Below are 26,327 nucleotides of genomic sequence, written 5' to 3'. Positions count from 1 at the left end.
ACGTCTTTCGTGCTCACGTGATCGCCGTTGATGGTAACGAAGAGAAGCTGCAAGCTGCTAAGGAAAACGGTGCTGAAATCCTAATTAACCGTCACGACAACAACGTTGACGAACAGATCCAGGAAAAGGTTGGCGGTGTTCACGCTGCCGTGGTAACTGCTGTTACTACTGCTGCTTTTGACCAAGCCGTTAACTCCCTGCGCCCAGATGGTCGGTTGGTTGCCGTTGCGCTGCCACAAGGTGACATGAAGCTCAACATCGCCAAGACTGTTCTTGACGGCATTATCGTTGCCGGTTCACTGGTTGGGACTCGTCAAGACCTGGCTGAATGCTTCCAGTTCGGTGCAGAAGGCAAGGTTCACCCAATCGTTCACACTCGCAAGCTGAGTGAAATCAACGACATGATCCAAGAACTGAAGGACAACAAGGTTGTTGGCCGGAACGTTGTTGACTTTGTTCACAACAAGTAATCTTCATAAATAAAATCTATCACGCTCCCGTCGAACCGGCGGGGGCGTTTTTGTGTTGGCAAAGTTGTGGTAGCTACCGGTGTGCGAAGATGGCAAACAGGCGAAAAAGTAATGATTATGATAGAATAAAGGTCAAAGTTAGTCAGAAAACGAGGTGGTATTGTGGCAGAAGAGAAAAGTTTGTCGGATATGATCGAAGACTACTTGAAGGAAATCCTTGGTCAGACGCCAGAAATCGAAATTAAGCGGTCCGACATTGCCCATCAGTTTGATGTTGTGCCGTCGCAAATTAACTACGTCATTAAAACCCGGTTTACGATTCAGAATGGTTACCTGGTACGGAGCAAACGGGGTGGCGGTGGCTACATTCGGATTGAACAAATTAACGCACTCGACAACGTTGATTTAATTGAGATGCTCCTTTCGTCGATTGGCACTTCACTCACCGAGCGGGAAGCGAGCAATATTATTGCCACGTTGTATAATGCCGACCTAATTACCCGCCGCGAAGGCAACATTATGATGGTCGCCATTTCTCGGCAGACACTGGCCGTTGATAACCGCCAGGCGGAAGACGTATTGCGAGCTAACGTTCTATCGGCGATGTTGAACCGGCTCCGTTTTGAAAACTAACCCAGGGGGTAAGTTGACTTCATGAATAACTACTTAACACCAAGTGCACAAGAAGTTTTGCTGATGGCACAGGAACAGGCCCGCTACTTTAAACACCAGGCGGTCGGCACTGAACACTTGCTATTAGCATTGACCATGGAAAATACTAGTATTGCTGGGAAGGTGCTCGCCCAGTTTAGCCTGACTGCTAATAGTGTCAGGGAAGAAATTGAACGACTGACAGGGTACGGGACAATGACCGTTAGCAACGGTGACTACTTGCCGTACTCCCCCAAAATGCGCGATATTCTCCAAACAGCCCGGTCACAGGCACGGCAACTGGGCAACACCAAGGTCGGGACTGAGCACCTGCTGATGGCGTTGCTGAGCAACCAGGCAACCCTCGCCGGGCGGATCTTGCAAAACTTCGATATTAATCCGCGGCGCGCTCAGCAAACATTGCTTCGCCACATGGGAGTTAGCGAGCAGCGGTCGACAAGACGCTCGGGATTGCGTCAGCAGCGGGGGCAAAGCAGTCAAAAGGCTGGCCAAAAGTCGGATAGCCTGACGCCGACGCTGGATAAACTGGGCCGTGATTTGACCAAGGTGGCCCGCGAAGGTGGAATTGATCCGGTCGTTGGTCGTGACCACGAAATTCAGCGTGTGATCCAGGTTTTGAGCCGGCGGACAAAAAACAACCCGGTTCTCGTGGGTGAACCAGGGGTTGGTAAGACGGCGATTGTTGAGGGATTGGCCCAGCGAATTGCCAACCAAACGGTCACACCAGAACTTGCGAAGATGCGGGTGATGGCACTTGACATGGGTTCTGTCGTTGCTGGCACGAAGTTTCGTGGGGAGTTTGAGGACCGCCTCAAGAAGATCCTCGACGAAATTTATGATGACGGTCACGTTTTGCTGTTTATCGATGAATTGCACACCCTGGTCGGTGCTGGCGGTGCGGAGGGGGCCATTGATGCTTCCAACATTTTGAAACCGGCGCTGTCGCGTGGTGAGGTGCAGCTGATCGGGGCGACGACCCTTGACGAGTACCAAAAGTATATTGAAGCTGATGCGGCGCTGGAGAGGCGTTTTGCTCGCGTCCAGGTGGAAGAGCCGAGTCAGGAAGAAAGCATCCAAATCCTCAAGGGGCTGCGGCCTAAATATGAAGCCCACCACCACCTGAAGATTAGTGATGAAGCCGTGGTGGCAGCGGTAAAGCTGTCTAATCGCTACATCACCAACCGTTTCCTACCGGATAAGGCAATTGACTTAATGGATGAGTCGGCAGCCATGGTTCGTATCGCTGGTGAGAAGGTGCCAAAGGCTCAGCAGAAAAACGAAAAGAAACTGGCCGCACTGCGTTCTCAAAAAGAGGATGCTATCATGAGTCAACAATTTGACCGGGCGGCCAAGCTCCGCCAGGAAGAATTGTCACTGGCTAAGCAGCTGCAGGCGGCCAAGAAACGTCATGCCACTCGTCAGGAACACCACCCGCTGACCGTTGGTGCTGATGATGTGGCGCGGGTAGTAGCGGAATGGACTGGGGTTCCGCTGACCCAGCTGAAGAAGTCGGAAAGCCAACGCTTAGTCAACCTGGAAAAAGAACTGCACGAACGGGTAATTGGCCAAGATGAGGCTGTGTCAGCGATTGCGCGTTCTATTAGACGCGCACGGAGTGGGTTGAAGGACCCGCAGCGGCCAATTGGCTCTTTTATGTTCCTCGGTCCAACGGGGGTGGGGAAGACAGAACTGGCCAAAGCACTAGCTGCAGCCATGTTTGGTGATGAAAACAACATTATCCGGGTTGATATGTCTGAATACCGGGAGGCTTACAGTACCAGTCGGCTGATTGGGGCGGCACCGGGTTATGTCGGCTACGATGAGGGCGGCCAGCTGACCGAAAAGGTTCGACAGCACCCGTACTCGGTAGTGCTGCTAGACGAAGCCGAAAAGGCCCACCCGGATGTCTTTAACCTCCTATTACAAGTACTCGACGACGGGTACTTGACCGATTCGAAGGGACGGAAGGTTGATTTCCGCAATACCATTCTGATTATGACATCGAACTTGGGGGCAACTCAATTACGGGATGAAAAGGAAGTGGGGTTTGGTGCACGAGACCTCAGTGGCGATTACAACGCGATGGCGGGCGCAATTCGCCAGCAGTTGCGTCTTCATTTCCGTCCGGAATTTTTGAACCGAATTGACGAAACAATTATTTTCCACCCGTTGACTAAGCCGCAGCTACACCAAATTGTCCGGCTGATGACGAAGAAGATCCAAAAACGGGTTGCGACTCAAGGCATTCAGCTAAAGTTGACTGCCGGGGCAATCAACCTGATTGCTGAGAAGGGGTACAACCCTGAATACGGGGCGCGACCGCTGCGGCGGGCGCTTCAGGACCTGGTAGAAGACCCGCTGAGTGAAGCATTGTTGACTGGTCAACTGGCAAATGGTGATACCGCCACGGTGGGGAGCAGTCGGGGAAAGATTACCGTCAAGGTTGCCCATGATGGTCAGCCCGCAACGCCAGTCAATGTTTAACCATTGGTTATTGTTACAAGTTTGTGAACTAACCAGTGTGGTCTTTTCATGACATTGAAGACCGTTGCTAAAAAATGATTAATAACCGTTGCCGTTCGCTAACCTTGAACGGTAGCGGTTTTTGTGTGGTGCTGAAAGAAATTATCAAAGCGATTTATGATGATGATTAATTCCGCTAGTGGCTTGACCATGTTCAATCCTTAACTTGCTGCATATGAATGTATAAAAGAGGCTATTTTTTTTTTTTTTTTGAAAAAAGGCCCGGCCCACAGGGCTTAACGGGCTGTTAAATCATTGCGGAAGATTTATAATCGTGCGATAATAAGGGACCGAAGATTTGAAATTTCACAAGGGGGAGTTTTTTCTATGAGCAGATCGGGTGGACACGACAAAACGCGACAAAGAATTATCAATGCCGCGACGAAGCAGTTCCTTGAACGGGGGTACGGGAATACTTCAACGCGTGACATTGCGAAGGTTTGCAAAATTACGCAGCCGGCACTTTATCACCACTTTAGCGATAAAGAAGTTCTCTACATGGATTCCATCACATCCTTGGCAGGGACCATCCGTCAGGATATCAATGCAGTTATCCGGGTGAAGGACCTTGACCCGGAAACGCGGTTGATTCGGATCGCTAAGGTGTTACTGAAATACCACCCACGGAGTGTTTATGACCAGTTCAACGATGCTCAGGCACTCTTGTCAAAGAGTTCCCAGCGCAAGTTGGAAATCCTGTTCCGAATGGATTACATCGAACCGGTTGCTGAATTCTTCAAGCTCCCGGGAATTAACTTGCGGGCTGATATCTTACCGAACGAAGCGGCGGAATTATTCATCGATGAGTTGGCACCGATTTTTGGGACGGTTCAACACATTGGGGGACACAGCTTAAACAGTGACGACCGGGTTAAATTATTGGTTGACTGCATTGTTTCTGGGTTGGCAGCACGTTAAATATTGACAACTGAAGATGAACGTCGTATCATACTAAGGTATGAATTGCGAGCTCAGTGAAGCTGCTGATCTATTGTCCAGTAGCTTCTATATAAGAAACCAAGAATGGCCTTTGCCGTTTTTGGATTTTTTTTGCCCAAAATGCTGCATTTTGCTTATTTGTAAACAAAATGTAATATTTCTTTTGGGACTGAGCTGGCCCAACAAATTAGAGAGGTGAATAGTTTGGCTGGACATTTGGTAAAGTACGGTAAGCACCGTACCCGTCGTAGTTATTCACGGATCAAGGAAGTTCTTGATCTGCCGAACCTGATCGAGATTCAGACTAATTCTTACAACTGGTTTATGGATCACGGTCTTCGTGAAATGTTTGAAGACATTATGCCAATTAACGATTTTCAGGGGAAGCTGTCCCTGGATTTCGTTGATTATCAGCTGCTGGAACCAAAGTACACGGTTGACGAGGCACGGGCTCACGATGCTAACTACTCGGCACCGCTGCACGTTACTTTGCGGTTAACCAACCACGAAACTGGTGAAATTAAGTCACAGGATGTTTTCTTTGGGGACTTCCCACTGATGACTGACCAAGGGACTTTCATTATTAACGGGGCAGAACGGGTTATTGTTTCCCAACTGGTCCGTTCACCAGGTGTTTACTACAACGAAGAAACTGGTAAGAACGGCCGGCCAAGCTTTGGCGCTACCTTTATTCCTAACCGTGGTGCATGGCTGGAATACGAAACGGATGCGAAGAACGTTTCCTACGTTCGGATCGACCGGACGCGGAAGCTGCCAATCACCGAACTGGTTCGTGCCTTAGGTTTCGGCTCAGATGATGAAATCATCGACATGCTGGGCGGCAACAGCGACAGTTTGTCACTGACAATCGACAAGGACGTTCACAAGGATGCCGAAGATTCACGGGTTGAAGAAGCCCTCAAGGACATCTACGAACGCCTGCGTCCGGGTGAACCAAAGACTGCTGATTCTGCGCGGAGTCTGCTGACTGCCCGTTTCTTTGATCCACAGCGTTATGACATGGCGCCAGTTGGCCGTTACAAGACCAACAAGAAGCTGATGCTGAAGTACCGGCTGCTTGGGCAACGCCTGGCCGAAACACTGGCTGACCCTGATACTGGGGAAGTTCTGGCTGCCGATGGTGACGTGGTCACGAAGGAAGTTTTGAAGAAGCTCGAACCTTACCTGGACCGGGACGACTTCAAGATGATTACCTACACGCCATCAGACGAAGCCGTTGTGACTGCACCAGTGAAGATGCAGCGGATCAACGTCTACTCCAAGAATAACCCTGACCGGGTTGTCCCGATTATGGGCAATGGTCACATCCCGCTGGAACTGAAGCACATCCAGCCAGCTGACATCCTGGCATCGATTAACTACTTCTTCAACCTGCAAGAAGGCATTGGTTCGACGGATGACATCGACCACCTTGGTAACCGGCGGATTCGCTCTGTTGGTGAACTGTTGCAAAACCAGTTCCGGATCGGTTTGGCCCGGATGGAACGGGTTGTCCGCGAACGGATGTCAATTCAAGACATTAACACCATTACACCGCAACAGCTGATCAACATTCGTCCGGTAGTTGCTTCCATTAAGGAATTCTTCGGTTCATCCCAGCTGTCACAGTTCATGGACCAGACCAACCCGCTGGGTGAATTAACCCATAAGCGGCGTCTGTCCGCACTGGGACCGGGTGGGCTGACTCGTGACCGTGCCGGTTATGAAGTCCGGGACGTCCACTACACCCACTATGGCCGGATGTGTCCAATTGAAACTCCTGAAGGTCCTAACATCGGGCTGATCAACAGTCTGTCTTCGTATGCCCGGGTTAACAAGTACGGTTTTATTGAAACACCATACCGTCGTGTTTCCTGGAAGACGCACAAGGTAACCGACCGGATCGACTACCTGACTGCCGACGAAGAAGATAACTACATCATTGCCCAGGCCAACACGCCGCTTAACGATGACGGTTCTTTTGCCGAAAACGAAATTATGTGTCGTGATAAGGATGACTACATTACTACTAGCAAGGAAAACGTTGACTACATGGACGTTTCACCAAAGCAGGTAGTTTCTGTTGCCTCCGCATGTATTCCGTTCTTGGAAAATGACGACTCCAACCGTGCCCTGATGGGTGCTAACATGCAGCGGCAGGCTGTTCCGTTGATTCGGCCGCACGCCCCACTGATTGGGACGGGGATCGAATACAAGGCAGCTCACGACTCCGGTGTTGCACTGATTGCTAAGCATGACGGGACCGTTGAATACGTCGACGCTCGCGAAATTCGTATCCGTCAAGATGATGGCAGCTTGGATACCTATAAGCTGATGAAGTTCCGTCGTTCTAACGGTGGGAAGAACTACAACCAGACGCCAATTGTCAAGGTCGGTGAGCACGTCGATGCTGATGATGTTCTAGCTGATGGTCCATCAATGGAACAGGGTGAATTGGCCCTGGGGCAGAACCCACTGATCGCCTTCATGACCTGGCAAGGTTACAACTTCGAAGATGCCATTGCCATCTCTGAACGACTGGTAAAGGAAGATGTTTACACCTCCATCCACATTGAGTCATACGAATCAGAAGCCCGTGAAACGAAGCTGGGGCCTGAAGAAATGACCCGTGAACTGCCAAACACCGGTGAGGACGCCTTAAAGGACCTCGATGAAAACGGGATTGTCCGGATTGGTGCCGAAGTACACGATGGTGACATTCTCGTGGGGAAGGTAACGCCAAAGGGTGTTACCGACCTGTCAGCCGAAGAACGGCTGCTGCATGCTATCTTTGGTGAGAAGTCACGGGAAGTTCGTGACACCTCATTGCGGGTACCGCACGGTGGTGGCGGAATCATTCAAAACGTCCAGGTCTTCACCCGTGAAAATGGTGATGAATTATCACCAGGGGTTAACAAGATGGTCCGGGTCTACATCGCTCAGAAGCGGAAGATCCAGGTTGGTGACAAGATGTCTGGTCGTCACGGTAACAAGGGGACGGTTTCGATTGTCCTTCCTGAAGAAGATATGCCGTACATGCCAGACGGGACGCCAATTGACATCATGTTAAGTCCAATGGGTGTGCCAAGCCGGATGAACATTGGTCAAGTTATTGAACTGCACCTGGGGATGGCTGCCCGTCAACTGGGAATCCACATCGCAACGCCGGTCTTTGATGGGGCAACGGATGATGATGTCTGGAGTGCCGTCAAGGAAGCTGGTCTGCCGTCAGACGGGAAGACCGTCCTTTATGATGGGCGGACTGGTGAACCATTTGAACAACGGATTGCCGTTGGGGTCATGCACTACCTGAAGTTGGCCCACATGGTTGATGATAAGATCCACGCTCGTTCAATTGGACCATACTCACTGGTTACCCAACAACCACTTGGTGGAAAGGCTCAATTTGGGGGCCAGCGTTTCGGTGAAATGGAAGTTTGGGCCCTTGAAGCTTACGGTGCGGCTTACACCCTCCAGGAAATCCTGACTTACAAGTCAGACGACGTCCAGGGACGGGTTAACACCTACGAAGCCATTATTAACGGCTCCCCGATTCCAAAACCAGGTGTTCCTGAATCATTCCGGGTATTAGTTAAGGAATTGCAGGCACTTGGCCTTGATATGAAGGTTCTTGATGACGACCACAAGGAAGTCGAACTGAAGAACATGGATGAAGACGTAATGAACGTTCACGCAATTGCCCACAAGGTGGAACGCGATTCAGAGGAACAAGAAAAAAAGCGCGAAGAAGCTGCAGCCGCGAAGGCAGAAAACGCTGCTTCAACGCCAACCACTGATGAAGCGAAGCAGGACTAATGCGTAACGGGAAGATTTATCAAAGAAGGAGGATCACCCTTTGATTGACGTCAATAAATTTGAAAGCATGCAGATCGGGCTGGCATCGCCAGAGAAGATCCGCCAGTGGTCGTATGGTGAGGTCAAGAAGCCGGAAACCATCAACTACCGGACACTGAAGCCGGAACGTGACGGGCTGTTTGATGAACGGATTTTCGGGCCAACCAAGGACTACGAATGTCAGTGTGGTAAGTACAAGCGGACCCGTTACAAGGGAAAAGTCTGTGAACGCTGTGGGGTGGAAGTAACTAGCTCCAAGGTTCGTCGTGAACGGATGGGACACATTGAACTGGCAGCCCCGGTTTCTCACATCTGGTACTTCAAGGGCATCCCGAGTCGGATGGGCCTTGTCCTGGATATGAGTCCTCGTTCATTGGAACAGGTTATTTACTTCGCTGCTTATGTTGTTTTGGATCCTGGCGACACGCCACTGGAATACAAGCAGTTGTTGACTGAAGCCGACTACCGTGACAAGAAGGCCGAATACGGCAACAAGTTCACTGCCGAAATGGGGGCCGAAGCGGTTCAAAAGTTGCTTAAGCAGGTTGACCTGCAGAAAGAAGCTAATGAACTGAAGGAACTGCTGAAGGATGCGACGGGGCAAAAGCGGACTCGCGCAATTCGCCGATTGGATATTCTGGAAGCCTTCATCAAGTCTGGCAACAAGCCGGAATGGATGGTCATGAATGTCATCCCGGTGATGCCGCCTGACTTGCGGCCGATGGTTCAGTTGGAAGGTGGCCGTTTTGCCACTTCCGACCTGAACGACCTCTACCGGCGGGTTATTAACCGTAACAACCGGCTGAAGCGGTTGTTGGAACTCAACGCTCCTGGGATTATCGTGCAAAACGAAAAGCGGATGCTTCAGGAAGCCGTCGATGCCCTGATCGACAACGGTCGTCGTGGTCGCCCGGTTTCTGGTCCGGGTAACCGGCCGCTGAAGTCCCTGTCACACCTGTTGAAGGGTAAGCAGGGTCGTTTCCGTCAGAACTTGCTGGGAAAGCGTGTTGACTACTCTGGTCGTTCGGTTATCGACGTTGGTCCATCATTGAAGATGAACCAAATGGGTCTGCCGGTACCGATGGCGCTGGAGCTGTTCAAGCCGTTCATTATGCGTGAACTGGTTAACCGCGAGCTGGCTAATAACGTCAAAGCTGCTCGGCGGATGATCGACCGTCGTGATGACGCTGTCTTCGACGTCTTGGAAGACGTCATTAAGGAACACCCAGTACTGTTGAACCGGGCCCCTACGCTTCACCGTTTGGGGATCCAGGCCTTTGAACCAGTGCTGGTTTCTGGGAAGTCAATGCGTCTGCACCCGTTGGTATGTACGGCTTACAACGCCGACTTCGACGGTGACCAGATGGCCATCCACGTTCCGCTGTCGGATGAAGCCCAAGCAGAAGCACGACTGCTGATGCTGGCTGCTCACCATATTCTGAGTCCTCGTGACGGTGAACCGATTGTTTCGCCATCACAGGATATGGTTATCGGTAACTACTACATGACCATCGAAGACAAGGGCCGTGAAGGCGAAGGCATGATCTTCAAGGATACTAATGAAGCATTCATGGCTTACAAGAATGGTTACGTTTCGCTGCAGACACGGGTTGGTGTTCAGGTTTCGTCATTCCCTGAAAAACCGTTTACTGACGAACAACGCCATGAAATTATGGTGACGAGTGTTGGTAAGCTGTTGTTCAACCGGATTATGCCAGCTGACTATGCTTACATTAACGAACCAACTGATGACAACCTGCACAACGGTGTGCCAGAGAAGTACTTCCTCAAGCCGGGTGAAGACATCCATGACTACCTGGAAAATGCGCCACTGGTTCCACCATTTAAGAAGGGCTTCTTGTCCGATATCATTGCCGAAGTCTACAAGATTTACAAGGTGACGAAGACTTCGCAATTCCTTGACCGGATGAAGGACCTTGGTTACTACGAATCAACGATTTCTGGGTTGACGGTGGCTATTTCTGATATTACCAACCTTCAAGAAAAGCCGGCCATTATTGCCGATGCCCGGAAGAAGGTTGCGGTAGTTACGAAGCAGTTCCGCCGTGGTTTGATTACTGATGACGAACGTTACTCGCGTGTTATCCAGATCTGGAACGACGCCAAGGATGAAGTTCAGGATAAGCTGGAAGAGCACATGGACATCCATAACCCGATTAACATGATGTCGGACTCTGGTGCCCGTGGTAACATCTCTAACTTTACCCAGCTGGCCGGGATGCGTGGTCTGATGGCTGCGCCTAACGGTAAGATCATGGAACTGCCAGTCCTCTCAAACTTCCGTGAAGGTCTGTCTGTCCTGGAAATGTTCCTGTCCTCTCACGGTGCTCGTAAGGGGATGACTGATACGGCCCTGAAGACTGCCAACTCAGGTTACCTGACGCGGCGGCTGGTCGATGTTGCCCAGGACGTGGTTGTTCGTGAAAAGGACTGTGGGACTGACCGTGGTCTGAAAGTTAGCGCGATCTACAATGGTCGTGAACTGGTTGAAAGTCTGTACGACCGGATTCTTGGTCGTTACACGATGAAGTCAGTCTTTGACCCTGAAACCGGTGAAAAGATTGTTGGCAAGAACGTGCTAGTTGACGAGGCAATGGCAAAGAAGATCGTCGATGCCGGTGTCAAGACTGTTGAAATCCGTTCCGTCTTCACTTGCAACACTGATCACGGTGTCTGCGAACGTTGTTACGGTCGGAACGCCGCTACTGGCGACCGGGTTGAAGCCGGTGAAGCAGTCGGGACGGTTGCTGCCCAGTCAATTGGTGAACCTGGTACTCAGCTGACGCTGCGGAACTTCCACACCGGTGGTGTTGCCGGCAACGAAGACATCACCCAGGGGCTTCCTCGTGTTCAAGAAATTGTTGAAGCGCGGAACCCGAAGGGGCGTGCAATCATCAGTGAAGTTACTGGGGTTGTTGAATCAATCGAAGAGAACCCAGCAGAACGGACCAAGGATGTGACGGTCAAGGGTGAGACTGATACGCGGACTTACACGTTGCCAATTACCGCACGACTGAACGTTGCGGAAGGCGATCAGATTCACCGTGGTGCTGAAATCAACGTCGGGTCAACTGATCCGAAGGAATTACTGCAGGTAACCGACGTCCTGTCAACGGAAACCTACATGCTGTCTGAAGTACAGAAGGTTTACCGTCTGCAGGGGATTGACTTGCTGGATAAGCACATCGAAATTATGATTCGTCAGATGATGCGGAAGGTCCGGATCATGGAGCCAGGTGATACTGACGTCCTGCCGGGTGAACTGATGGATATCGATCAATTCCGGGAAGCCAACTACAAGACGCTTATTTCTGGTGGTATTCCAGCAACTGCTCGTCCAGTGATCCTGGGGATTACCAAGGCGGCGCTGGAAACGAACAGTTTCTTGTCTGCTGCCTCCTTCCAGGAAACAACACGGGTTCTGACCGATGCTGCTATCCACGGGAAGAACGACCCATTAGTTGGTTTGAAGGAAAACGTTATTATCGGGAAGATTATTCCTGCCGGGACAGGGATGAGCACTTACCGCAACATCAAGCCAAAGGTCGTTGGCCAGCCGGCTGCGGTTGCTGATGGTAAGGCTCCGGAATCACTGAAGGATATCGAAGCCAAGATGGAAGCGGAAAACGCCGATAAAAACTAATCTACGATAACATTTTGCTTTGTTGTCGATTGAGAACTAAAATAAAAGCAGGGGTTTGGTATAACCAGACCACCTGCTTTTTATTTTGAAATTAATTTGGAGTTTAACAATGAAAAAAACGAAACTTATTATTCCGCCGGAAGCGCGGGAACACCTGGACTTCGACGATCAGACGCCACTGTCGATGACCATTCGCCACAACGTGATCGACGTCCGCCCGAGTCGGCTCATCGATGTCCTGCCGGGACAGGGATGAGCACTTACCGCAACATCAAGCCAAAGGTCGTTGGCCAGCCGGCTGCGGTTGCTGATGGTAAGGCTCCGGAATCACTGAAGGATATCGAAGCCAAGATGGAAGCGGAAAACGCCGATAAAAACTAATCTACGATAACATTTTGCTTTGTTGTCGATTGAGAACTAAAATAAAAGCAGGGGTTTGGTATAACCAGACCACCTGCTTTTTATTTTGAAATTAATTTGGAGTTTAACAATGAAAAAAACGAAACTTATTATTCCGCCGGAAGCGCGGGAACACCTGGACTTCGACGATCAGACGCCACTGTCGATGACCATTCGCCACAACGTGATCGACGTCCGCCCGAGTCGGCTCATCGATGTCCTGCCGGAAATTAAATTACACTGGTTTTTGATCCCTGCTGCTTTGGCTGCGCTCTTGTTTTTTGCTTACTGCTACGACCGAGGTCAGCTGCTGATACCGCTCAACGGGCAGTGGTCGATTGCTACTTACGCCAGCGTCCTGAGCATTGCTTCGGGTGTCTTGACCTTTGCCTTGGATTTTATCCGGCAAAAAATCCATAACCATGGGGCTGCAAAGGATTTTCGCTGGCGGACATTGATCCCGTTGGTAATTGCCATCGGAATGATTCTGGCAATTTGGTTTGTGATGAGTTTTTGGCTGCTCGACCGGATGTTTAACGGGGCCGCGTTTGATATCTACACCTCGACCGTCTTTGTTTTCCTGATCAACGCCGCGGTTAACTACCTGATGATTAACCTGTCGATGACGATTTCACCAGTAATTGTCACTAATTTGATGACGATTATGGTAATTGGCGGGGTGGTCGGCTCCATGATGACTAATGATCATAAGGACTGGTGGAAGTATAATTTTAGCTTCCTGGGGACTCAGAAAAGTGCGGCCAACATGGAATTCAACGTCACGCTAATTTTCTCGGCGTTACTGATGATGGCACTGATCGATTACTTGTTTGTCGACCTGCAGCGCAAGTACAAACAAGTCGGTGTCCTGGTATTAAAACTGCTGCTCTATGCCTTATCACTGACGCTCGGTGGGATTGGGCTCTTTCCCAACAACCCCCAATTCCACGTTCTCCATGACCGGATTGCCATGTGGTTGGTTTACTTCATGCTGATTATGATCGTTTTTATTGGCCGCCTATTACCAGAGTGTTCACGGTCGTTCCGTCACTTGTCCTACATCATCGGGGCCATCTTAGCTGCAGACTACCTGATTTTCAAGGCGACTAACTACCTGTCATTGACCGCCTTTGAATTATCCTCGTTTGCCCTGGCATTTTCCTGGATTTTATTACTCTTGCAAAATATCGAAGCACTCACTGAACTTGGTGAACAGATCTTTCCGGTGGAAATTGAAGTTCAAACCTGCGTCGACCAGGAAAAGAATCGATAAGTCGTGTTGCTGTCCTTGCGGGGACAGCTTTTTTAATTGAGAATGCCCCAGTTAACTAACCACACCATGGCGATTCCTAGGGAGAGCCAGGGGATGAAAGGGTGCTTTTGTTGGTTGGTCACTAGTGTTGCGAATAGCAATGACAGACAAGCGACCAACAGAATCATTGCCCCATCGAACGGGCCAACCACCGCAAAAAGGACAATGATAAATTCAGCATCGCCGACGCCTAGATAGCTGGCTAGGACGGCCAAGCAAACTAAAATTGCCATGCCACCGGTAACAATAACTGATAATTGGTCGCTGGCAGGACAAAAGAAGTGGGTCAGGGGGAGTAGTCCCGCAATGAAGGCGGGGTGAATCCACTGGGCCTGCCAGTCAGTGGCGGTCATGAGCAATAGGCAGGTGGCCGTAATTAAGATACACAGTAAAGAGGTTAATGAAAGGTGAGCAGCGATTGCCAAACAGGTTCCACACAAGAATTCACAGATTGTTGATAAGGCCCCAATTGGCGAATGACAATCATGACAGCGCCCGCGTTGTAACATCCACCCCAGGAGGGGAATTAGCTGCCACCAGCCGCCTTTATGGGTGCACACTGGGCATTGCGAACGAGTTCCAAAACACGATAAGCCGGCCCAACGCTGGCCGACGGTAATGAGAAGCGAAGCGTAGCAGCTGCCAGCAACAAATAACAGCAATTGATAAAGTAATAGCAATGGTTTGGTCCTCCTTAACCAGTAAGTACGTTAAAGGACAGCTCCCGTGTTGTTGCAAAAAGTTCTTGGCAAGGGACGTTGACATCGTCTCGTCAGCGTGATAATGTATTAAAGGTGCTTTTTTCAAGCGAAGCGTGTCTGTCGTTCGGCAGATTGACTGCTGGGCGAAGCACGAAATTGCATAACATCCGGCACTTTTTTTATTGGCAAAAAAGAACCACCTGGATGTGTGGACTTTAAAAATGGAAGGGGAAAAACTCATGCCAACAATTAACCAATTGGTTCGCAAGGGTCGTAAGTCTCACCGTGGCAAGTCAAAGTCACCGGCACTGGGCTTCGGCTACAACAGTTACAAGAAGGAATTAGTTAAGAACCCATCACCGCAAAAGCGGGGCGTTGCTACCCGTGTTGCGACGATGACGCCAAAGAAGCCTAACTCAGCTTTGCGGAAGTACGCTCGTGTTCGTCTGTCAAACCTGATTGAAGTTACGGCTTACATCCCAGGGATTGGCCACAACCTGCAGGAACACTCAGTTGTTCTGATTCGTGGGGGCCGTGTAAAGGACCTTCCTGGGGTTCGTTACCACATTATTCGTGGGACGCTCGATACTGCCGGTGTTGAAGGCCGGATGCAGAGTCGTTCTAAGTACGGTGCTAAGAAGCCGAAGAGCAAGAAGTAAGAGGAGGGTTAAGTAATGCCACGTAAAGGACATGTTGTAAAGCCAGAAGTACTGCCAGATCCAATTTACAACTCAAAGTTGGTTACTAGCCTGATTAACCACTTGATGATTGATGGTAAGCGCGGAACTGCTTCCAAGATTCTCTACGCTGCCTTCGACCAGGTTAAGGAACAAACTGGTAATGATCCGGTAGAAGTATTTGAACAAGCAATGGAAAACGTTGAACCAGTGCTGGAAGTTAAGGCCCGCCGTGTTGGTGGTTCTAACTACCAAGTGCCGATCGAAGTTCGCCCAGAACGTCGTGTAACTCTGGGGATGCGTTGGATTGTTCAATACGCACGCCTGCGCGGTGAACACACGATGGTTCAACGCCTGGCTGGTGAAATCATTGACGCATCAAACAACACCGGTGCAGCTGTTAAGAAGAAGGAAGACACTCACCGGATGGCCGACGCTAACCGTGCCTTTGCACACTACCGTTGGTAATTAACATTGACGGGTGCCTCTGCGCCTGATCAGTACTCAAGGGGGCGTACAGCTGTAACTGTCACCCCTTTTTGCAGATATAAGTAAATTTACCTTTTTTGGAAGGAGAAACATTTAAGATGGCTAACAAACGTGAATACCCGCTGGAAAAAACACGTAACATCGGGATCATGGCCCACATCGACGCCGGTAAGACGACCGCTACTGAACGGATTCTGTACTACACCGGTAAGATCCACAAGATTGGTGAAACCCACGATGGTGCTTCACAAATGGACTGGATGGATGAAGAAAAGGAACGTGGTATCACTATCACGTCTGCCGCTACGACTGCCGTTTGGAAGGACCACCGGATTAACATCATTGACACCCCTGGTCACGTGGACTTCACTGTCGAAGTTGAACGTGCCCTCCGTGTCCTTGACGGTGCCGTAACCGTCCTCGACGCTCAGGCCGGGGTTGAACCACAGACTGAAACTGTTTGGCGCCAAGCCGACGACTTCAACGTTCCGCGGATCGTCTTCGCTAACAAGATGGACAAGATCGGGGCAAACTTCGATTACTCTGTTCAAACGATTAAGGACCGGCTGAACGTTACGCCACTGCCAATCCAAATGACGATTGGTGCTGAAGACAGCTTCGTTGGGGTTGTTGACCTGGTTAAGATGTGCGCCTACGTTTACGACGAAGATAAGCTGGGGACTAACTGGGATACTGTTGAAATTCCATCCGACATGAAGGATGAAGCTGCAAAGCGTCACGATGCAATGCTGGAAACTTTGGCTGACATCGACGACAACATCATGGAAAAGTACCTTGGTGAAGAAGAAATCTCCGTTGAAGATATCAAGGCTGCTATCCGTAAGGGAACGCTGAACGAAGAAATCTTCCCAGTACTGGCTGGTTCAGCTTACAAGGATAAGGGTATTCAGATGCTGCTGGACGCGGTTATCGACTACCTGCCATCTCCACTGGACGTTAAGCCATTTGTTGCCCACGACGCTGATGGGAATGAAGTTGAACTGACTGCCGGCGACGACAAGCCATTCGCCGCCCTGGCATTCAAGATTGCTACTGACCCATTCGTTGGTCGTTTGACTTTCATCCGGGTATACACTGGTTCGCTGCAGTCCGGGACTTACGTGCTGAACGCAACGAAGGACAAGCGTGAACGGATTGGTCGTCTGCTGCAGATGCACTCTAACCAGCAACACGAAATTCCGGAAGTCTTCTCCGGTGATATCGCTGCATGTATCGGTCTGAAGAACACTACTACTGGTGACTCCCTGACCGATCCTGACCACCCACTGCAGCTTGAATCCATGGACTTCCCTGACCCAGTTATCCAGGTCTCCGTTGAACCAAAGTCAAAGGCCGACCAGGACAAGATGGACAAGGGTCTGCAAAAGCTAGCTGAAGAAGACCCAACTTTCAAGGCGGAAACTAACCCAGAAACTGGTGAAACGCTGATCGCCGGAATGGGTGAACTTCACCTGGACATCATTGTTGAACGTCTTCGTCGTGAATTTAACGCCGAAGTTACTGTTGGTAAGCCACAGGTATCTTACCGTGAAGCATTCACTAAGAAGGTTTCTGCACAAGGTAAGTTCGTTCGTCAGTCTGGTGGTAAGGGTCAATACGGTGACGTCTGGATCGAATTCACGCCACTTGAAGAAGGCAAGGGCTTCGAGTTTGAAGATGCCATTGTCGGTGGGGTTGTTCCACGTGAATTTATCCCGGCCGTTGAACAAGGGCTGAAGGAAGCCATGGCTAACGGTGTGCTGGCTGGTTACCCACTGGTTGACATGCATGCTAAGCTCTACGATGGTAGTTACCACGAAGTCGACTCTAGTGAAGCTGCCTTCAAGGTTGCTGCATCACTGGCACTGAAGAACGCTGCAAAGAAGGCTGACCCAGTTATCCTGGAACCAATCATGAAGGTTGACATTGTTGTTCCTTCTGACAACATGGGTGACGTCATGGGCCAAGTAACTGCTCGCCGTGGGACCATTGATGGGATGGAAGAACGGGGCAACGCCCAAGTACTTCACTCATTCGTTCCACTGTCAGAAATGTTTGGTTACGCCACTGCGCTGCGTTCCGCAACCCAGGGTCGTGGGACCTTCACGATGACCTTCGACCACTACTCAGCTGTACCAAAGTCAGTGCAAGAAGACATCATCAAGAAGAACGGTAACAACTAGTTTTACCTACTAGCATCGAAAACACCTCGCATTTGCGGGGTGTTTTTTTGTTTTGACTATTGTTACAGTTTGTTTACAAATAGAAAAAGGCGAGAAAACACTTGTATTACCGGCGTTTGTTTAGTAAGATAGTTAGGTGCTTGAGTTAAACAAGGGGCGAGTACGGCCCTTGTTTGGCTCAAGTTGTTACGCGATGATGCGGAAGGTTGCGACACACCCGGCCGCTTTGCCACAGGGTGTGGCGGTAATTTTCGCGGAGCTAGTCAAATTTCAAATCTGACGAAGGAGGGAATACAATGGCAAATCAAAAGATTCGTATTCGTTTAAAGGCTTATGAACACCGGATCCTTGACGAATCAGCAGATAAGATTGTTGAAACTGCCAAGCGGACTGGTGCACAGATTTCTGGCCCAATCCCGTTACCAACTGAACGGACTATTTACACGGTGCTTCGTTCACCACACAAGTTCAAGAAGTCACGGGAACAATTCGAAATGCGGACCCACAAGCGGCTGATCGACATCATCGACCCAACCCCAAAGACGGTTGATGCATTGATGAAGCTCGACCTGCCAAGTGGTGTCGACATCGAAATCAAACTGTAATTTTAGTTATTAAGAATAAAAACAATATATTGGAGGTGTACTCATGGCCAAAGGAATCTTAGGAAAGAAGATCGGGATGACTCAGGTTTTCACTGATAATGGTGAATTGGTCCCAGTTACTGTCATTGAAGTAACGCCAAACGTTGTTCTGCAAGTTAAGACCACTGAAAACGATGGTTACAACGCCGTACAACTTGGTTTTGATGACAAGCGCGAACACCTGAGCAACAAGCCTGAACAAGGTCATGTAGCAAAAGCAAATACGACTCCTAAGCGCTTCATCGGTGAAATCCGTGACGCTGAACTGGGAGACGTCAAAGTCGGTGACGAGGTAAAGGCTGATATCTTTACTGAAGGTGAAACCGTCGATGTAACGGGTGTCACTAAGGGTCATGGTTACCAAGGTGTTATCCACAAGGATGGCCAACGTCGTGGTCCTGAATCACACGGTTCACGTTACCACCGTCGTCCAGGTTCGCTGGGTCCAATCATCAACCACGTTGTTAAGGGTATGAAGCTGCCAAGCCGCATGGGTAACAACACTGTTACCATGCAACACCTGGAAGTTATCCGCGTGGATGTTGAAAACAACGCCCTGCTGATCAAGGGAAACGTTCCTGGCGCTAACAAGTCATACGTTACTGTAATGAACTCAGTTAAGGCCAACACTAAGAAGAGCCTTAGCAAGAAACACAATAAGTAAGAAAGGAGGAGCAAGCAATGACAAGCGTTGCATTATTTAAGCAAGATGGCAGCCAGAACGGTGAAGTTGAACTGAACGCTGCAATCTTCGGTATTGAACCAAACGAAAACGCAATGTACGAAGCAATTCTTCGCCAACGCGCTTCAATGCGTCAAGGTACTCACGCTGTTAAGAACCGCTCAGCTGTTAGCGGTGGCGGTAAGAAACCATGGCGTCAAAAGGGTACTGGTCGTGCCCGTGCTGGTTCGATTCGTGAACCACAATGGCGTGGTGGTGGGATCGTCTTTGGTCCTCAGCCACGTTCATACAACTACGCCTTGCCACGGAAGGTCCGTCAACTGGCTGTTAAGTCGGCTCTGTCCGAAAAGGTTGCTAACAAGGCACTGGTTGCTGTTGACTCACTTAGCTTTGATGCTCCAAAGACTAAGGAATTTGCGGCTGCAATGGACAGCCTGAATGCTGGCAACAAGGTTCTGGTTGTTGTTACTGACGACGACAAGAACGCTGTTCTGTCTGGCCACAACCTGGCAAGCGCAACTGTTGTTACCCCGGCTCAAATGAACATCTTGAACCTGGTAAACAGTGACAAGCTGGTTATTACTAAGTCAGCTCTCTCTCAAGTTGAGGAGGTGCTCGCATAATGGAAGCACGTGAAATTATTCTGCGTCCGGTTGTGACTGAAGCATCAACTGCGATGATGGACAACAAGCGCTACACTTTTGACGTTGCATTGAGTGCAACCAAGACTCAGGTTAAGAACGCTATTGAAGAAATCTTTGGCGTTAAGGTAGTCAAGGTTAACATCATGAACATCAAGGGCAAGCAAAAGCGCCAAGGCCGTTACGTTGGTTACACCAAGCGCCGCCGGAAGGCCATTGTAACCCTGTCGGCCGATTCTGATGAAATCAAGTTATTCGCTGACAGCGACGATAACGAATAATCAAATCTAACGATAGGAGGAAAAGACAGTGGGAATTCGCAAGTACAAAGGTACCACTAACGGTCGCCGTAACATGAACGGCTATGACTTTGCCGGCGTTTCCAAGAAGGCGCCTGAAAAGTCACTGCTTTCACCGCTGAAGAGCACTGGTGGCCGTAGCAACGGTACTATCACTGTTCGTCACCGTGGTGGTGGCAACAAGCGTCAATACCGGATCGTTGACTTCAAGCGTGTGAAGGACGGTATCCCGGCAACTGTTAAGGCCATCGAATACGATCCAAACCGGACGGCTAACATTGCTTTGATCGTTTACGCTGACGGTACTAAGTCATACATCTTGGCACCAAAGGGCTTGAAGCCAGGAATGGTTGTGGAATCAGGTTCAGGCGTTGACATTAAGGTTGGTAACGCCGCTCCGTTGAAGGACATCCCAGTTGGGACTGTTATTCACAACATCGAACTTAAGCCAGGCAAGGGTGGCCAGTTAGCACGTTCTGCTGGGACCTCAGCACAGCTGCTTGGTAAGGAAGATAAGTACTGCTTGGTACGTCTTTCATCAAGTGAAGTGCGGATGGTTCTCTCCACTTGCCGCGCAACGATTGGTTCTGTCGGCAATGAAGAACACACCCTGATCCAGGTTGGTAAAGCCGGCCGGACTCGTTACAAGGGTCAACGCCCACACGTTCGTGGTTCTGTTATGAACCCTAACGACCACCCACATGGTGGTGGTGAAGGTAAGCAACCAGTTGGTCTGCCATCACCATTGTCACCATGGGGTAAGAAGACTGTTGGTAAGAAGACTCGTTCACACAAGGCTCGTTCCAACAAGTTCATCGTCCGTGGTCGCAAGCGTGGCTCACACGGTAACATCTAAATTAATCATCTTAATTAAACTTACCCGAGAGGAGGAACATTAATGAGTCGGAGTTTAAAAAAGGGTCCTTTTGCCGACGCTTCGCTGTTGAAGAAGGTTGAAGCACAAAAGGACAACGACAAGAAGACGGTTATCAAGACTTGGTCACGCCGTTCAACTATCTTCCCAAGCTTTATCGGTTACACTTTTGCCGTTTACAATGGTCGTAAGCACGTTCCGGTTTACGTTCAAGAAGATATGGTTGGCCACAAGCTGGGTGAATTCGTTCCAACCCGGACATTCCATGGTCATGGTACTGTCGACAAGAAGACTGCTGCTGCCGCACAATAATTAGGAGGATGAATTAACCATGGCTGAAACAATTACTTCAGCTAAGGCAACTGCCAAAATGGTGCGGGTTTCTCCACGCAAGGTTCGCCTTGTCCTGGACTTAATCCGTAACAAGACTGTTGCCGAAGCATTCGCAATTCTGAAGTTCACTCCTAATGGTGCTGCTTCAGATGTCGAAAAAGTTTTAAAATCTGCTGTTGCAAACGCTGAAAACAACTTTGACTTGGACCGTGCTTCGCTGGTCGTTTCCGAAGCTTTTGCTGACGAAGGCCCAACCCTGAAGCGGTTCCGTCCACGTGCGAAGGGATCTTCTTCCCCGATCAACAAGCGGACTAGTCACATCACAGTGGTTGTTACAGAAAAGTAGGAGGAATGAATAGTGGGTCAAAAGATTAATCCTAATGGTTTCCGTGTTGGGGTCATTCGCGACTGGACTGCTAAGTGGTACGCAGACAAGAACTACGCCGCATACCTGAACGAAGACCTGCGGATCCGTAAGTACATTGAAAAGCGACTTGCTGATGCCTCTGTATCGACCATCGAAATTGAACGGGCCGCTAACCGCGTTAACGTTTCAATTCACACTGCCAAGCCTGGGATGGTAATTGGCAAGGGTGGTGCAGAAGTTGAAGCACTGCGTAAAGAATTGAACCAAATGACTGGCAAGCGCGTTCACATCAACGTCGTTGAAATCAAGAAGCCAGACTTGGATGCACACCTGGTTGGCCAAAGTGTTGCCGAACAACTGGAAGCACGGATTGCTTTCCGTCGGGCAATGCGTGGTGCAATGCAACGTGCAATGCGTGCAGGTGCTAAGGGTGTTAAGATCCAAGTTGCCGGTCGTCTGAATGGTGCCGACATGTCACGGGTTGAAACTTACGCCGATGGTACTGTGCCGCTGCACACCCTTCGTGCTGACATTGACTACTCCTGGGACGAAGCACGGACCACTTACGGTGCTCTGGGTATCAAGACCTGGATTTACCGTGGTGAGATCCTGCCGGAAAAGGCACATCACACTGAATCCAAGGGAGGGAAATAACACATGTTAATTCCAAAGCGTGTAAAGCACCGTAAGGTTTTCCGCGGTAAGATGCGTGGGGAAGCTAAGGGTGGCAAGACCGTTGCCTTCGGTGAATACGGTTTGCAAGCCTTAGATTCTCACTGGATCAGCAACCATCAAATTGAAGCTGGCCGTGTGGCCATCACTCGTTACCTGAAGCGTGGCGGTAAGGTTTGGATTAAAATCTTCCCTCACCTGTCATGGACTAGTAAGGGTGTTGGTACCCGTATGGGTAACGGTAAGGGTGCTCCTGAAGGATGGGTTGCACCAGTTAAGCGCGGCAAGATTTTATACGAAGTAGGTGGCGTCTCTGAAGAAGTTGCTCGCGAAGCTCTTCGGCTCGCCGGCAGCAAGATGCCAGTTCGCTGCAAGATCGTAAAACGCGAGGAAGTAGGTGGAGATTCTCATGAAGACTAAAGACTATGTTAAGGAACTGAATGGGTTAACCACTGACCAACTGCTGGACCGTGAAAAGGATTTAAAAGAACAACTGTTTAACCTGCGTTTCCAATTAGCAACTGGCCAGTTGGAGAACACCGCCAACTTGAAGACGGTACGTAAGAATATCGCTCGGGTGAAGACTGTTCTTCGTCAACAAGAATTAAACAAATAAGAATACGAAAAGGAGGATTAGCGCATGAGTGAAGAACGTAATTCACGCAAGGTTTACCAAGGCCGTGTCGTATCTGACAAGATGGACAAGACGATCACTGTAGCCATCAACACCAGCAAGAGTGCTCCGGTTTATGGCAAGCAGATCAAGTACACTAAAAAGTACTACGCACACGATGAAAAGAACGAAGCTAAGGTCGGCGATACTGTTCAAATCATGGAAACTCGCCCGCTGTCAGCTAAGAAGCGTTTCCGTCTCGTGAAGATCGTTAAGAAGGCCGTTGTCCTGTAAGAGGGCAATCCCGATTTCGTATTCTTAGTTTATTTCCCATGGAAGGAGGACAATTTCCGTGATTCAACAAGAAAGTCGGCTGAAGGTCGCTGACAACTCGGGTGCCCGTGAACTCTTGGTTATCAAGATCCTCGGTGGCTCCCGTGTTAAGACTGGTAACATTGGTGACATCATCGTTGCAACTGTTAAACAGGCAACACCAGGTGGCGTTGTCAAAAAGGGTGATGTTGTAAAGGCAGTCGTTGTTCGGACTGTACAAGGTCTGCACCGTCAAGATGGTTCTTACATCAAGTTTGACGAAAACGCTGCTGTTATCATCAACAACGACAAGAGCCCAAAGGGCACCCGTATTTTTGGACCAATTGCGCGTGAGCTGCGTGACGATGACTTTATGAAGATCATCTCACTGGCTCCAGAAGTTCTGTAATCGATCAACAAAAATAAGGAGGTGCAACGTTCATGTTGTTAAAGACAGGTGACAAGGTCCGCGTCATCGCTGGTAAGGACAAGGGCAAGGAAGGTACTATCAAGCAGATCATTGCCAAGTCCAACCGCGTTGTGGTTTCGGATGTTAACAAGATTAAGAAGCACCAGAAGGCTACTAGTGCTAACCCGAATGGTGGGATCGTTGACACTGAAGGTGCCATCGATGCTTCTAACGTAATGTTTATTGACCCATCTACTAACGAACCAACTCGTTTGGGCGTTAAGGTTGAAGATGGTAAGAAGGTTCGTTTTGCCAAGAAGTCTGGCAAGACGGTTGACTAATCAATCAGGGAAGGAGGAAATTATTTATCATGGAAAACCGTTTGAAAGCGAAATACGAAAATGAAGTTCGTCCGGCTCTGATTGAAAAGTTCAACTATTCATCAATCATGCAGGCACCAAAGCTCGACAAGGTCGTGCTGAACATGGGTGTTGGTGACGCTACCACGAATTCCAAGAACCTTGACGAAGCCGTTGAAGAACTCGGCTTGATCTCTGGTCAAAAGCCACTGATTACTAAGGCTCACAAGTCCATTGCCGGTTTCCGTCTTCGTGAAGGGATGGCCATCGGTGCCAAGGTTACGCTCCGTGGTACTCGGATGTACGAATTCTTAGATAAGCTGATCAACGTTTCTCTGCCACGTGTTCGTGACTTCCACGGTGTCAGCAACAAAGCCTTTGACGGCCGCGGTAACTACACGTTGGGTATCAAGGAACAATTGATCTTCCCAGAAATTAACTTCGACAACGTTAAGCGTGTTCGTGGTCTTGATGTTGTCATCGTCACTACGGCTAATACTGACGAAGAGTCACACGAAATGCTGGCTCAGTTAGGTATGCCGTTCGCTAAGTAATAAAGGAGGTTCCACAAAAGTGGCTAAAAAATCATTGATTGCTAAGAGCAAGCGCCCTGCTAAGTTCTCAACTCAAGAATACACTCGTTGTGAACGTTGTGGACGTCCGCACTCTGTTTACCGTAAGTTCCACTTATGCCGGCTTTGCTTACGCGAGCTTGCCCACAAGGGTGAAATCCCTGGCATGAAGAAGGCTAGCTGGTAAATCAATTACCGACAAAAGGAGGAAAAAGATCGATGTCAATGAGTGATCCAATTGCAGATTTCCTGACGCGGATTCGTAACGCCAACATGGCTCGTCACGCATCTGTCGAAGCACCTGCATCTAAGATGAAGCGCGACATCGCCGAGACCCTGAAGGCTGAAGGGTTCATCAGCGACGTTGAATACGTTGACGATAACAAGCAAGGCATCATCCGCGTATTCTTAAAATACGGTAAGAACGGCGAACGTGTTATCTCCGGTTTGAAGCGTATCTCCAAGCCAGGACTTCGTTCATATGTTAAGGCTGACGATGTACCAAAGGTGCTTAATGGTTTGGGTATCGCTGTCATTTCGACTTCTGAAGGGGTTGTATCTGACAAGGTTGCCCGTGAAAAGCACATTGGTGGCGAAGTTCTCGCCTACGTTTGGTAATAAATAAACGAAGATAGGAGGTGCAACGATGAGTCGTATTGGTTACAAAGCAATCCAGCTGCCAGAAGGCGTTGAAGTTTCCCAGAAGGGTAACGTTGTGACTGTTAAGGGCCCTAAGGGTTCATTAAGTCGCGAAATTTCACCGCTCATTTCAATGACTGTTGCTGACGGTGAAGTTAAGTTCGACCGTGAAGCAAGCGATGACAAGAAGCTGAAGATGGTTCACGGGACTACCCGTGCTAACGTTAACAACATGGTTGAAGGTGTTGTTAAGGGCTTCTCTAAGACCCTGAAGCTGGTCGGTGTTGGTTACCGTTCACAAGTTAAGGGCAAGACCCTTGTCCTGACTGTTGGTTATTCCAACCCGGTTGAAATGGCTATTCCGGAAGACCTTGAAGTTAAGGTTGAAAAGAACACTACGATCGTCATCAGTGGGATGAGTAAGCAACACGTTGGTGACTTTGCTGCTGACGTCCGTGCCGTTCGTAAGCCTGAACCATACAAGGGTAAGGGTATTCGTTACGAGAACGAACACATTATCCGTAAGGAAGGTAAGACTGGTAAGTAATCTGTTCGGACTACCAGTTCTCATTTATAAAATCACATTAAATAATAAAATCGAAACAAGAGGTGACTGTTGTGATTATTAAACCAGACAAGAACAAACTCCGCCAACGCCGTCACATGCGCGTTCGTGGTAAGATCTCTGGTACTGCGGAGCGCCCGCGCTTAAGTGTTTACCGTTCAAACAATAACATTTACGCTCAATTAATTGATGACGTAAAGGGTGTGACGCTCGCAAGTGCCTCAACTCTCGACAGTGAAGTTAGTGGCAAGACCAAGACTGATCAGGCAGCTAGCGTTGGTGAATTGATTGCCAAGCGCGGTGCTGCTAAGGACATCAAGAACGTGGTCTTTGACCGTGGTGGTTACCTGTACCACGGTCGGGTTGCTGCATTGGCAACTGCCGCTCGTGAAAACGGACTGCAATTCTAAAAGAAGGAGGAATAACCCGTAATGGCATCATCATACATTGACCCGTCCAAAC

Annotated in this window: 31 protein-coding genes; 30 read left to right on the top strand and 1 reads right to left on the bottom strand. The window is 49.5% G+C overall.

Features of this window, described 5'->3' with window-relative positions:
* From Q0E49_RS04540 to Q0E49_RS04500, 9 genes are all read left to right on the top strand, one after another.
* The coding region (locus Q0E49_RS04540) for a zinc-binding dehydrogenase (protein ID WP_295746757.1) at positions 1 to 470 on the top strand (470 nt) is incomplete at its 5' end.
* Between the two features lie 189 nt (positions 471 to 659).
* Positions 660 to 1,103 carry a CtsR family transcriptional regulator gene (locus Q0E49_RS04535; RefSeq protein WP_295746758.1) on the top strand — a complete coding sequence of 148 codons (444 nt, stop codon included), beginning with the start codon at positions 660 to 662 and terminating at the stop codon, positions 1,101 to 1,103.
* A 21-nt stretch (positions 1,104 to 1,124) separates the two neighbouring features.
* On the top strand, positions 1,125 to 3,626 hold the full coding sequence (locus Q0E49_RS04530) for an ATP-dependent Clp protease ATP-binding subunit (RefSeq protein ID WP_295746756.1): 2,502 nt from the start codon (positions 1,125 to 1,127) through the stop codon (positions 3,624 to 3,626).
* A 366-nt stretch (positions 3,627 to 3,992) separates the two neighbouring features.
* The gene (locus Q0E49_RS04525; RefSeq protein ID WP_295746755.1) at positions 3,993 to 4,583 is read left to right on the top strand and encodes a TetR/AcrR family transcriptional regulator; all 591 of its coding nucleotides are present in this window, start codon (positions 3,993 to 3,995) and stop codon (positions 4,581 to 4,583) included.
* Positions 4,584 to 4,799: 216 nt separating this feature from the next.
* Positions 4,800 to 8,420, top strand: coding sequence for a DNA-directed RNA polymerase subunit beta (locus Q0E49_RS04520; protein WP_295746754.1), 3,621 nt, complete (start codon positions 4,800 to 4,802; stop codon positions 8,418 to 8,420).
* Between the two features lie 40 nt (positions 8,421 to 8,460).
* Positions 8,461 to 12,123, top strand: coding sequence for a DNA-directed RNA polymerase subunit beta' (gene rpoC, locus Q0E49_RS04515; RefSeq protein WP_295746753.1), 3,663 nt, complete (start codon positions 8,461 to 8,463; stop codon positions 12,121 to 12,123).
* 109 nt (positions 12,124 to 12,232) lie between these two features.
* Entirely contained in the window at positions 12,233 to 12,379 is a 147-nt protein-coding gene (locus Q0E49_RS04510; protein WP_295746752.1) for a hypothetical protein, read from the top strand.
* Positions 12,376 to 12,504 carry a hypothetical protein gene (locus tag Q0E49_RS04505; RefSeq protein WP_295746751.1) on the top strand — a complete coding sequence of 43 codons (129 nt, stop codon included), beginning with the start codon at positions 12,376 to 12,378 and terminating at the stop codon, positions 12,502 to 12,504. Before Q0E49_RS04510 ends, Q0E49_RS04505 begins: the two co-directional genes overlap by 4 nt.
* Before the next feature lie 109 nt (positions 12,505 to 12,613).
* Complete coding sequence (locus Q0E49_RS04500) at positions 12,614 to 13,795, top strand: DUF998 domain-containing protein (protein WP_295746750.1); 1,182 nt, start codon at positions 12,614 to 12,616, stop codon at positions 13,793 to 13,795.
* Positions 13,796 to 13,827: 32 nt separating this feature from the next.
* Here the strand turns inward: Q0E49_RS04500 and Q0E49_RS04495 are convergent, their stop codons facing one another.
* Positions 13,828 to 14,514, bottom strand: coding sequence for an A24 family peptidase (locus Q0E49_RS04495; protein ID WP_295746749.1), 687 nt, complete (start codon positions 14,512 to 14,514; stop codon positions 13,828 to 13,830).
* 260 nt (positions 14,515 to 14,774) lie between these two features.
* Here Q0E49_RS04495 and rpsL point away from each other — a divergent pair, with 260 nt between their 5' ends.
* The 21 genes from rpsL (at position 14,775) to rplR (ending at position 26,275) form a co-directional block, all read left to right on the top strand.
* A complete protein-coding gene (gene rpsL, locus Q0E49_RS04490; protein WP_102280575.1) occupies positions 14,775 to 15,194 on the top strand; it encodes a 30S ribosomal protein S12 in 420 nt (139 codons plus the stop codon).
* A gap of 15 nt (positions 15,195 to 15,209) precedes the next feature.
* Positions 15,210 to 15,680 carry a 30S ribosomal protein S7 gene (gene rpsG / locus Q0E49_RS04485; RefSeq protein WP_102280578.1) on the top strand — a complete coding sequence of 157 codons (471 nt, stop codon included), beginning with the start codon at positions 15,210 to 15,212 and terminating at the stop codon, positions 15,678 to 15,680.
* Between the two features lie 119 nt (positions 15,681 to 15,799).
* The gene (gene fusA / locus Q0E49_RS04480; protein WP_295746748.1) at positions 15,800 to 17,884 is read left to right on the top strand and encodes an elongation factor G; all 2,085 of its coding nucleotides are present in this window, start codon (positions 15,800 to 15,802) and stop codon (positions 17,882 to 17,884) included.
* A 296-nt stretch (positions 17,885 to 18,180) separates the two neighbouring features.
* Positions 18,181 to 18,489: a 30S ribosomal protein S10 gene (gene rpsJ / locus Q0E49_RS04475; protein ID WP_102280586.1), complete on the top strand. Its 309-nt coding sequence runs from the start codon at positions 18,181 to 18,183 to the stop codon at positions 18,487 to 18,489.
* Positions 18,490 to 18,532: 43 nt separating this feature from the next.
* Positions 18,533 to 19,192 carry a 50S ribosomal protein L3 gene (rplC, locus tag Q0E49_RS04470; protein WP_102280588.1) on the top strand — a complete coding sequence of 220 codons (660 nt, stop codon included), beginning with the start codon at positions 18,533 to 18,535 and terminating at the stop codon, positions 19,190 to 19,192.
* Positions 19,193 to 19,209: 17 nt separating this feature from the next.
* A complete protein-coding gene (rplD, locus tag Q0E49_RS04465; protein ID WP_295746747.1) occupies positions 19,210 to 19,833 on the top strand; it encodes a 50S ribosomal protein L4 in 624 nt (207 codons plus the stop codon).
* Positions 19,833 to 20,132: a 50S ribosomal protein L23 gene (gene rplW, locus Q0E49_RS04460; RefSeq protein ID WP_102280593.1), complete on the top strand. Its 300-nt coding sequence runs from the start codon at positions 19,833 to 19,835 to the stop codon at positions 20,130 to 20,132. Before rplD ends, rplW begins: the two co-directional genes overlap by 1 nt.
* Positions 20,133 to 20,160: 28 nt before the next feature.
* Positions 20,161 to 21,006: a 50S ribosomal protein L2 gene (rplB, locus tag Q0E49_RS04455; RefSeq protein WP_295746746.1), complete on the top strand. Its 846-nt coding sequence runs from the start codon at positions 20,161 to 20,163 to the stop codon at positions 21,004 to 21,006.
* A 42-nt stretch (positions 21,007 to 21,048) separates the two neighbouring features.
* Positions 21,049 to 21,336 (top strand): 30S ribosomal protein S19, encoded by a 288-nt coding sequence (gene rpsS / locus Q0E49_RS04450; RefSeq protein WP_295746745.1) that lies wholly within the window; start codon positions 21,049 to 21,051, stop codon positions 21,334 to 21,336.
* Positions 21,337 to 21,355: 19 nt separating this feature from the next.
* Positions 21,356 to 21,703: a 50S ribosomal protein L22 gene (gene rplV, locus Q0E49_RS04445; protein ID WP_102280601.1), complete on the top strand. Its 348-nt coding sequence runs from the start codon at positions 21,356 to 21,358 to the stop codon at positions 21,701 to 21,703.
* Positions 21,704 to 21,715: 12 nt separating this feature from the next.
* A complete protein-coding gene (gene rpsC / locus Q0E49_RS04440) occupies positions 21,716 to 22,378 on the top strand; it encodes a 30S ribosomal protein S3 (RefSeq protein WP_102280604.1) in 663 nt (220 codons plus the stop codon).
* Between the two features lie 3 nt (positions 22,379 to 22,381).
* Complete coding sequence (gene rplP / locus Q0E49_RS04435) at positions 22,382 to 22,816, top strand: 50S ribosomal protein L16 (RefSeq protein ID WP_295746744.1); 435 nt, start codon at positions 22,382 to 22,384, stop codon at positions 22,814 to 22,816.
* A complete protein-coding gene (gene rpmC, locus Q0E49_RS04430) occupies positions 22,806 to 23,012 on the top strand; it encodes a 50S ribosomal protein L29 (protein ID WP_102280608.1) in 207 nt (68 codons plus the stop codon). The genes rplP and rpmC overlap by 11 nt, the downstream gene beginning before the upstream one ends.
* Before the next feature lie 24 nt (positions 23,013 to 23,036).
* Positions 23,037 to 23,303, top strand: coding sequence for a 30S ribosomal protein S17 (rpsQ, locus tag Q0E49_RS04425; RefSeq protein ID WP_102280610.1), 267 nt, complete (start codon positions 23,037 to 23,039; stop codon positions 23,301 to 23,303).
* Between the two features lie 58 nt (positions 23,304 to 23,361).
* A complete protein-coding gene (gene rplN, locus Q0E49_RS04420; RefSeq protein ID WP_102280612.1) occupies positions 23,362 to 23,730 on the top strand; it encodes a 50S ribosomal protein L14 in 369 nt (122 codons plus the stop codon).
* Between the two features lie 32 nt (positions 23,731 to 23,762).
* Positions 23,763 to 24,071: a 50S ribosomal protein L24 gene (rplX, locus tag Q0E49_RS04415; protein ID WP_102280614.1), complete on the top strand. Its 309-nt coding sequence runs from the start codon at positions 23,763 to 23,765 to the stop codon at positions 24,069 to 24,071.
* A 29-nt stretch (positions 24,072 to 24,100) separates the two neighbouring features.
* Positions 24,101 to 24,643, top strand: a complete 543-nt coding sequence (gene rplE, locus Q0E49_RS04410) for a 50S ribosomal protein L5 (RefSeq protein WP_295746743.1) — start codon at positions 24,101 to 24,103, stop codon at positions 24,641 to 24,643.
* A 19-nt stretch (positions 24,644 to 24,662) separates the two neighbouring features.
* On the top strand, positions 24,663 to 24,848 hold the full coding sequence (locus Q0E49_RS04405) for a type Z 30S ribosomal protein S14 (RefSeq protein WP_102280618.1): 186 nt from the start codon (positions 24,663 to 24,665) through the stop codon (positions 24,846 to 24,848).
* A gap of 32 nt (positions 24,849 to 24,880) precedes the next feature.
* A complete protein-coding gene (rpsH, locus tag Q0E49_RS04400; RefSeq protein WP_295746742.1) occupies positions 24,881 to 25,279 on the top strand; it encodes a 30S ribosomal protein S8 in 399 nt (132 codons plus the stop codon).
* Between the two features lie 28 nt (positions 25,280 to 25,307).
* Positions 25,308 to 25,847, top strand: coding sequence for a 50S ribosomal protein L6 (gene rplF, locus Q0E49_RS04395; protein WP_102280624.1), 540 nt, complete (start codon positions 25,308 to 25,310; stop codon positions 25,845 to 25,847).
* Positions 25,848 to 25,918: 71 nt separating this feature from the next.
* On the top strand, positions 25,919 to 26,275 hold the full coding sequence (rplR, locus tag Q0E49_RS04390; RefSeq protein WP_295746741.1) for a 50S ribosomal protein L18: 357 nt from the start codon (positions 25,919 to 25,921) through the stop codon (positions 26,273 to 26,275).
* Positions 26,276 to 26,327: the final 52 nt, after the last annotated feature.

This window comes from uncultured Limosilactobacillus sp. (genome assembly GCF_934202235.1).
GTDB lineage: Bacteria > Bacillota > Bacilli > Lactobacillales > Lactobacillaceae > Limosilactobacillus.
The sequence above is the reverse complement of the archived record's forward strand: the minus strand, read 5'-3'. Positions and strand labels throughout refer to the sequence as shown.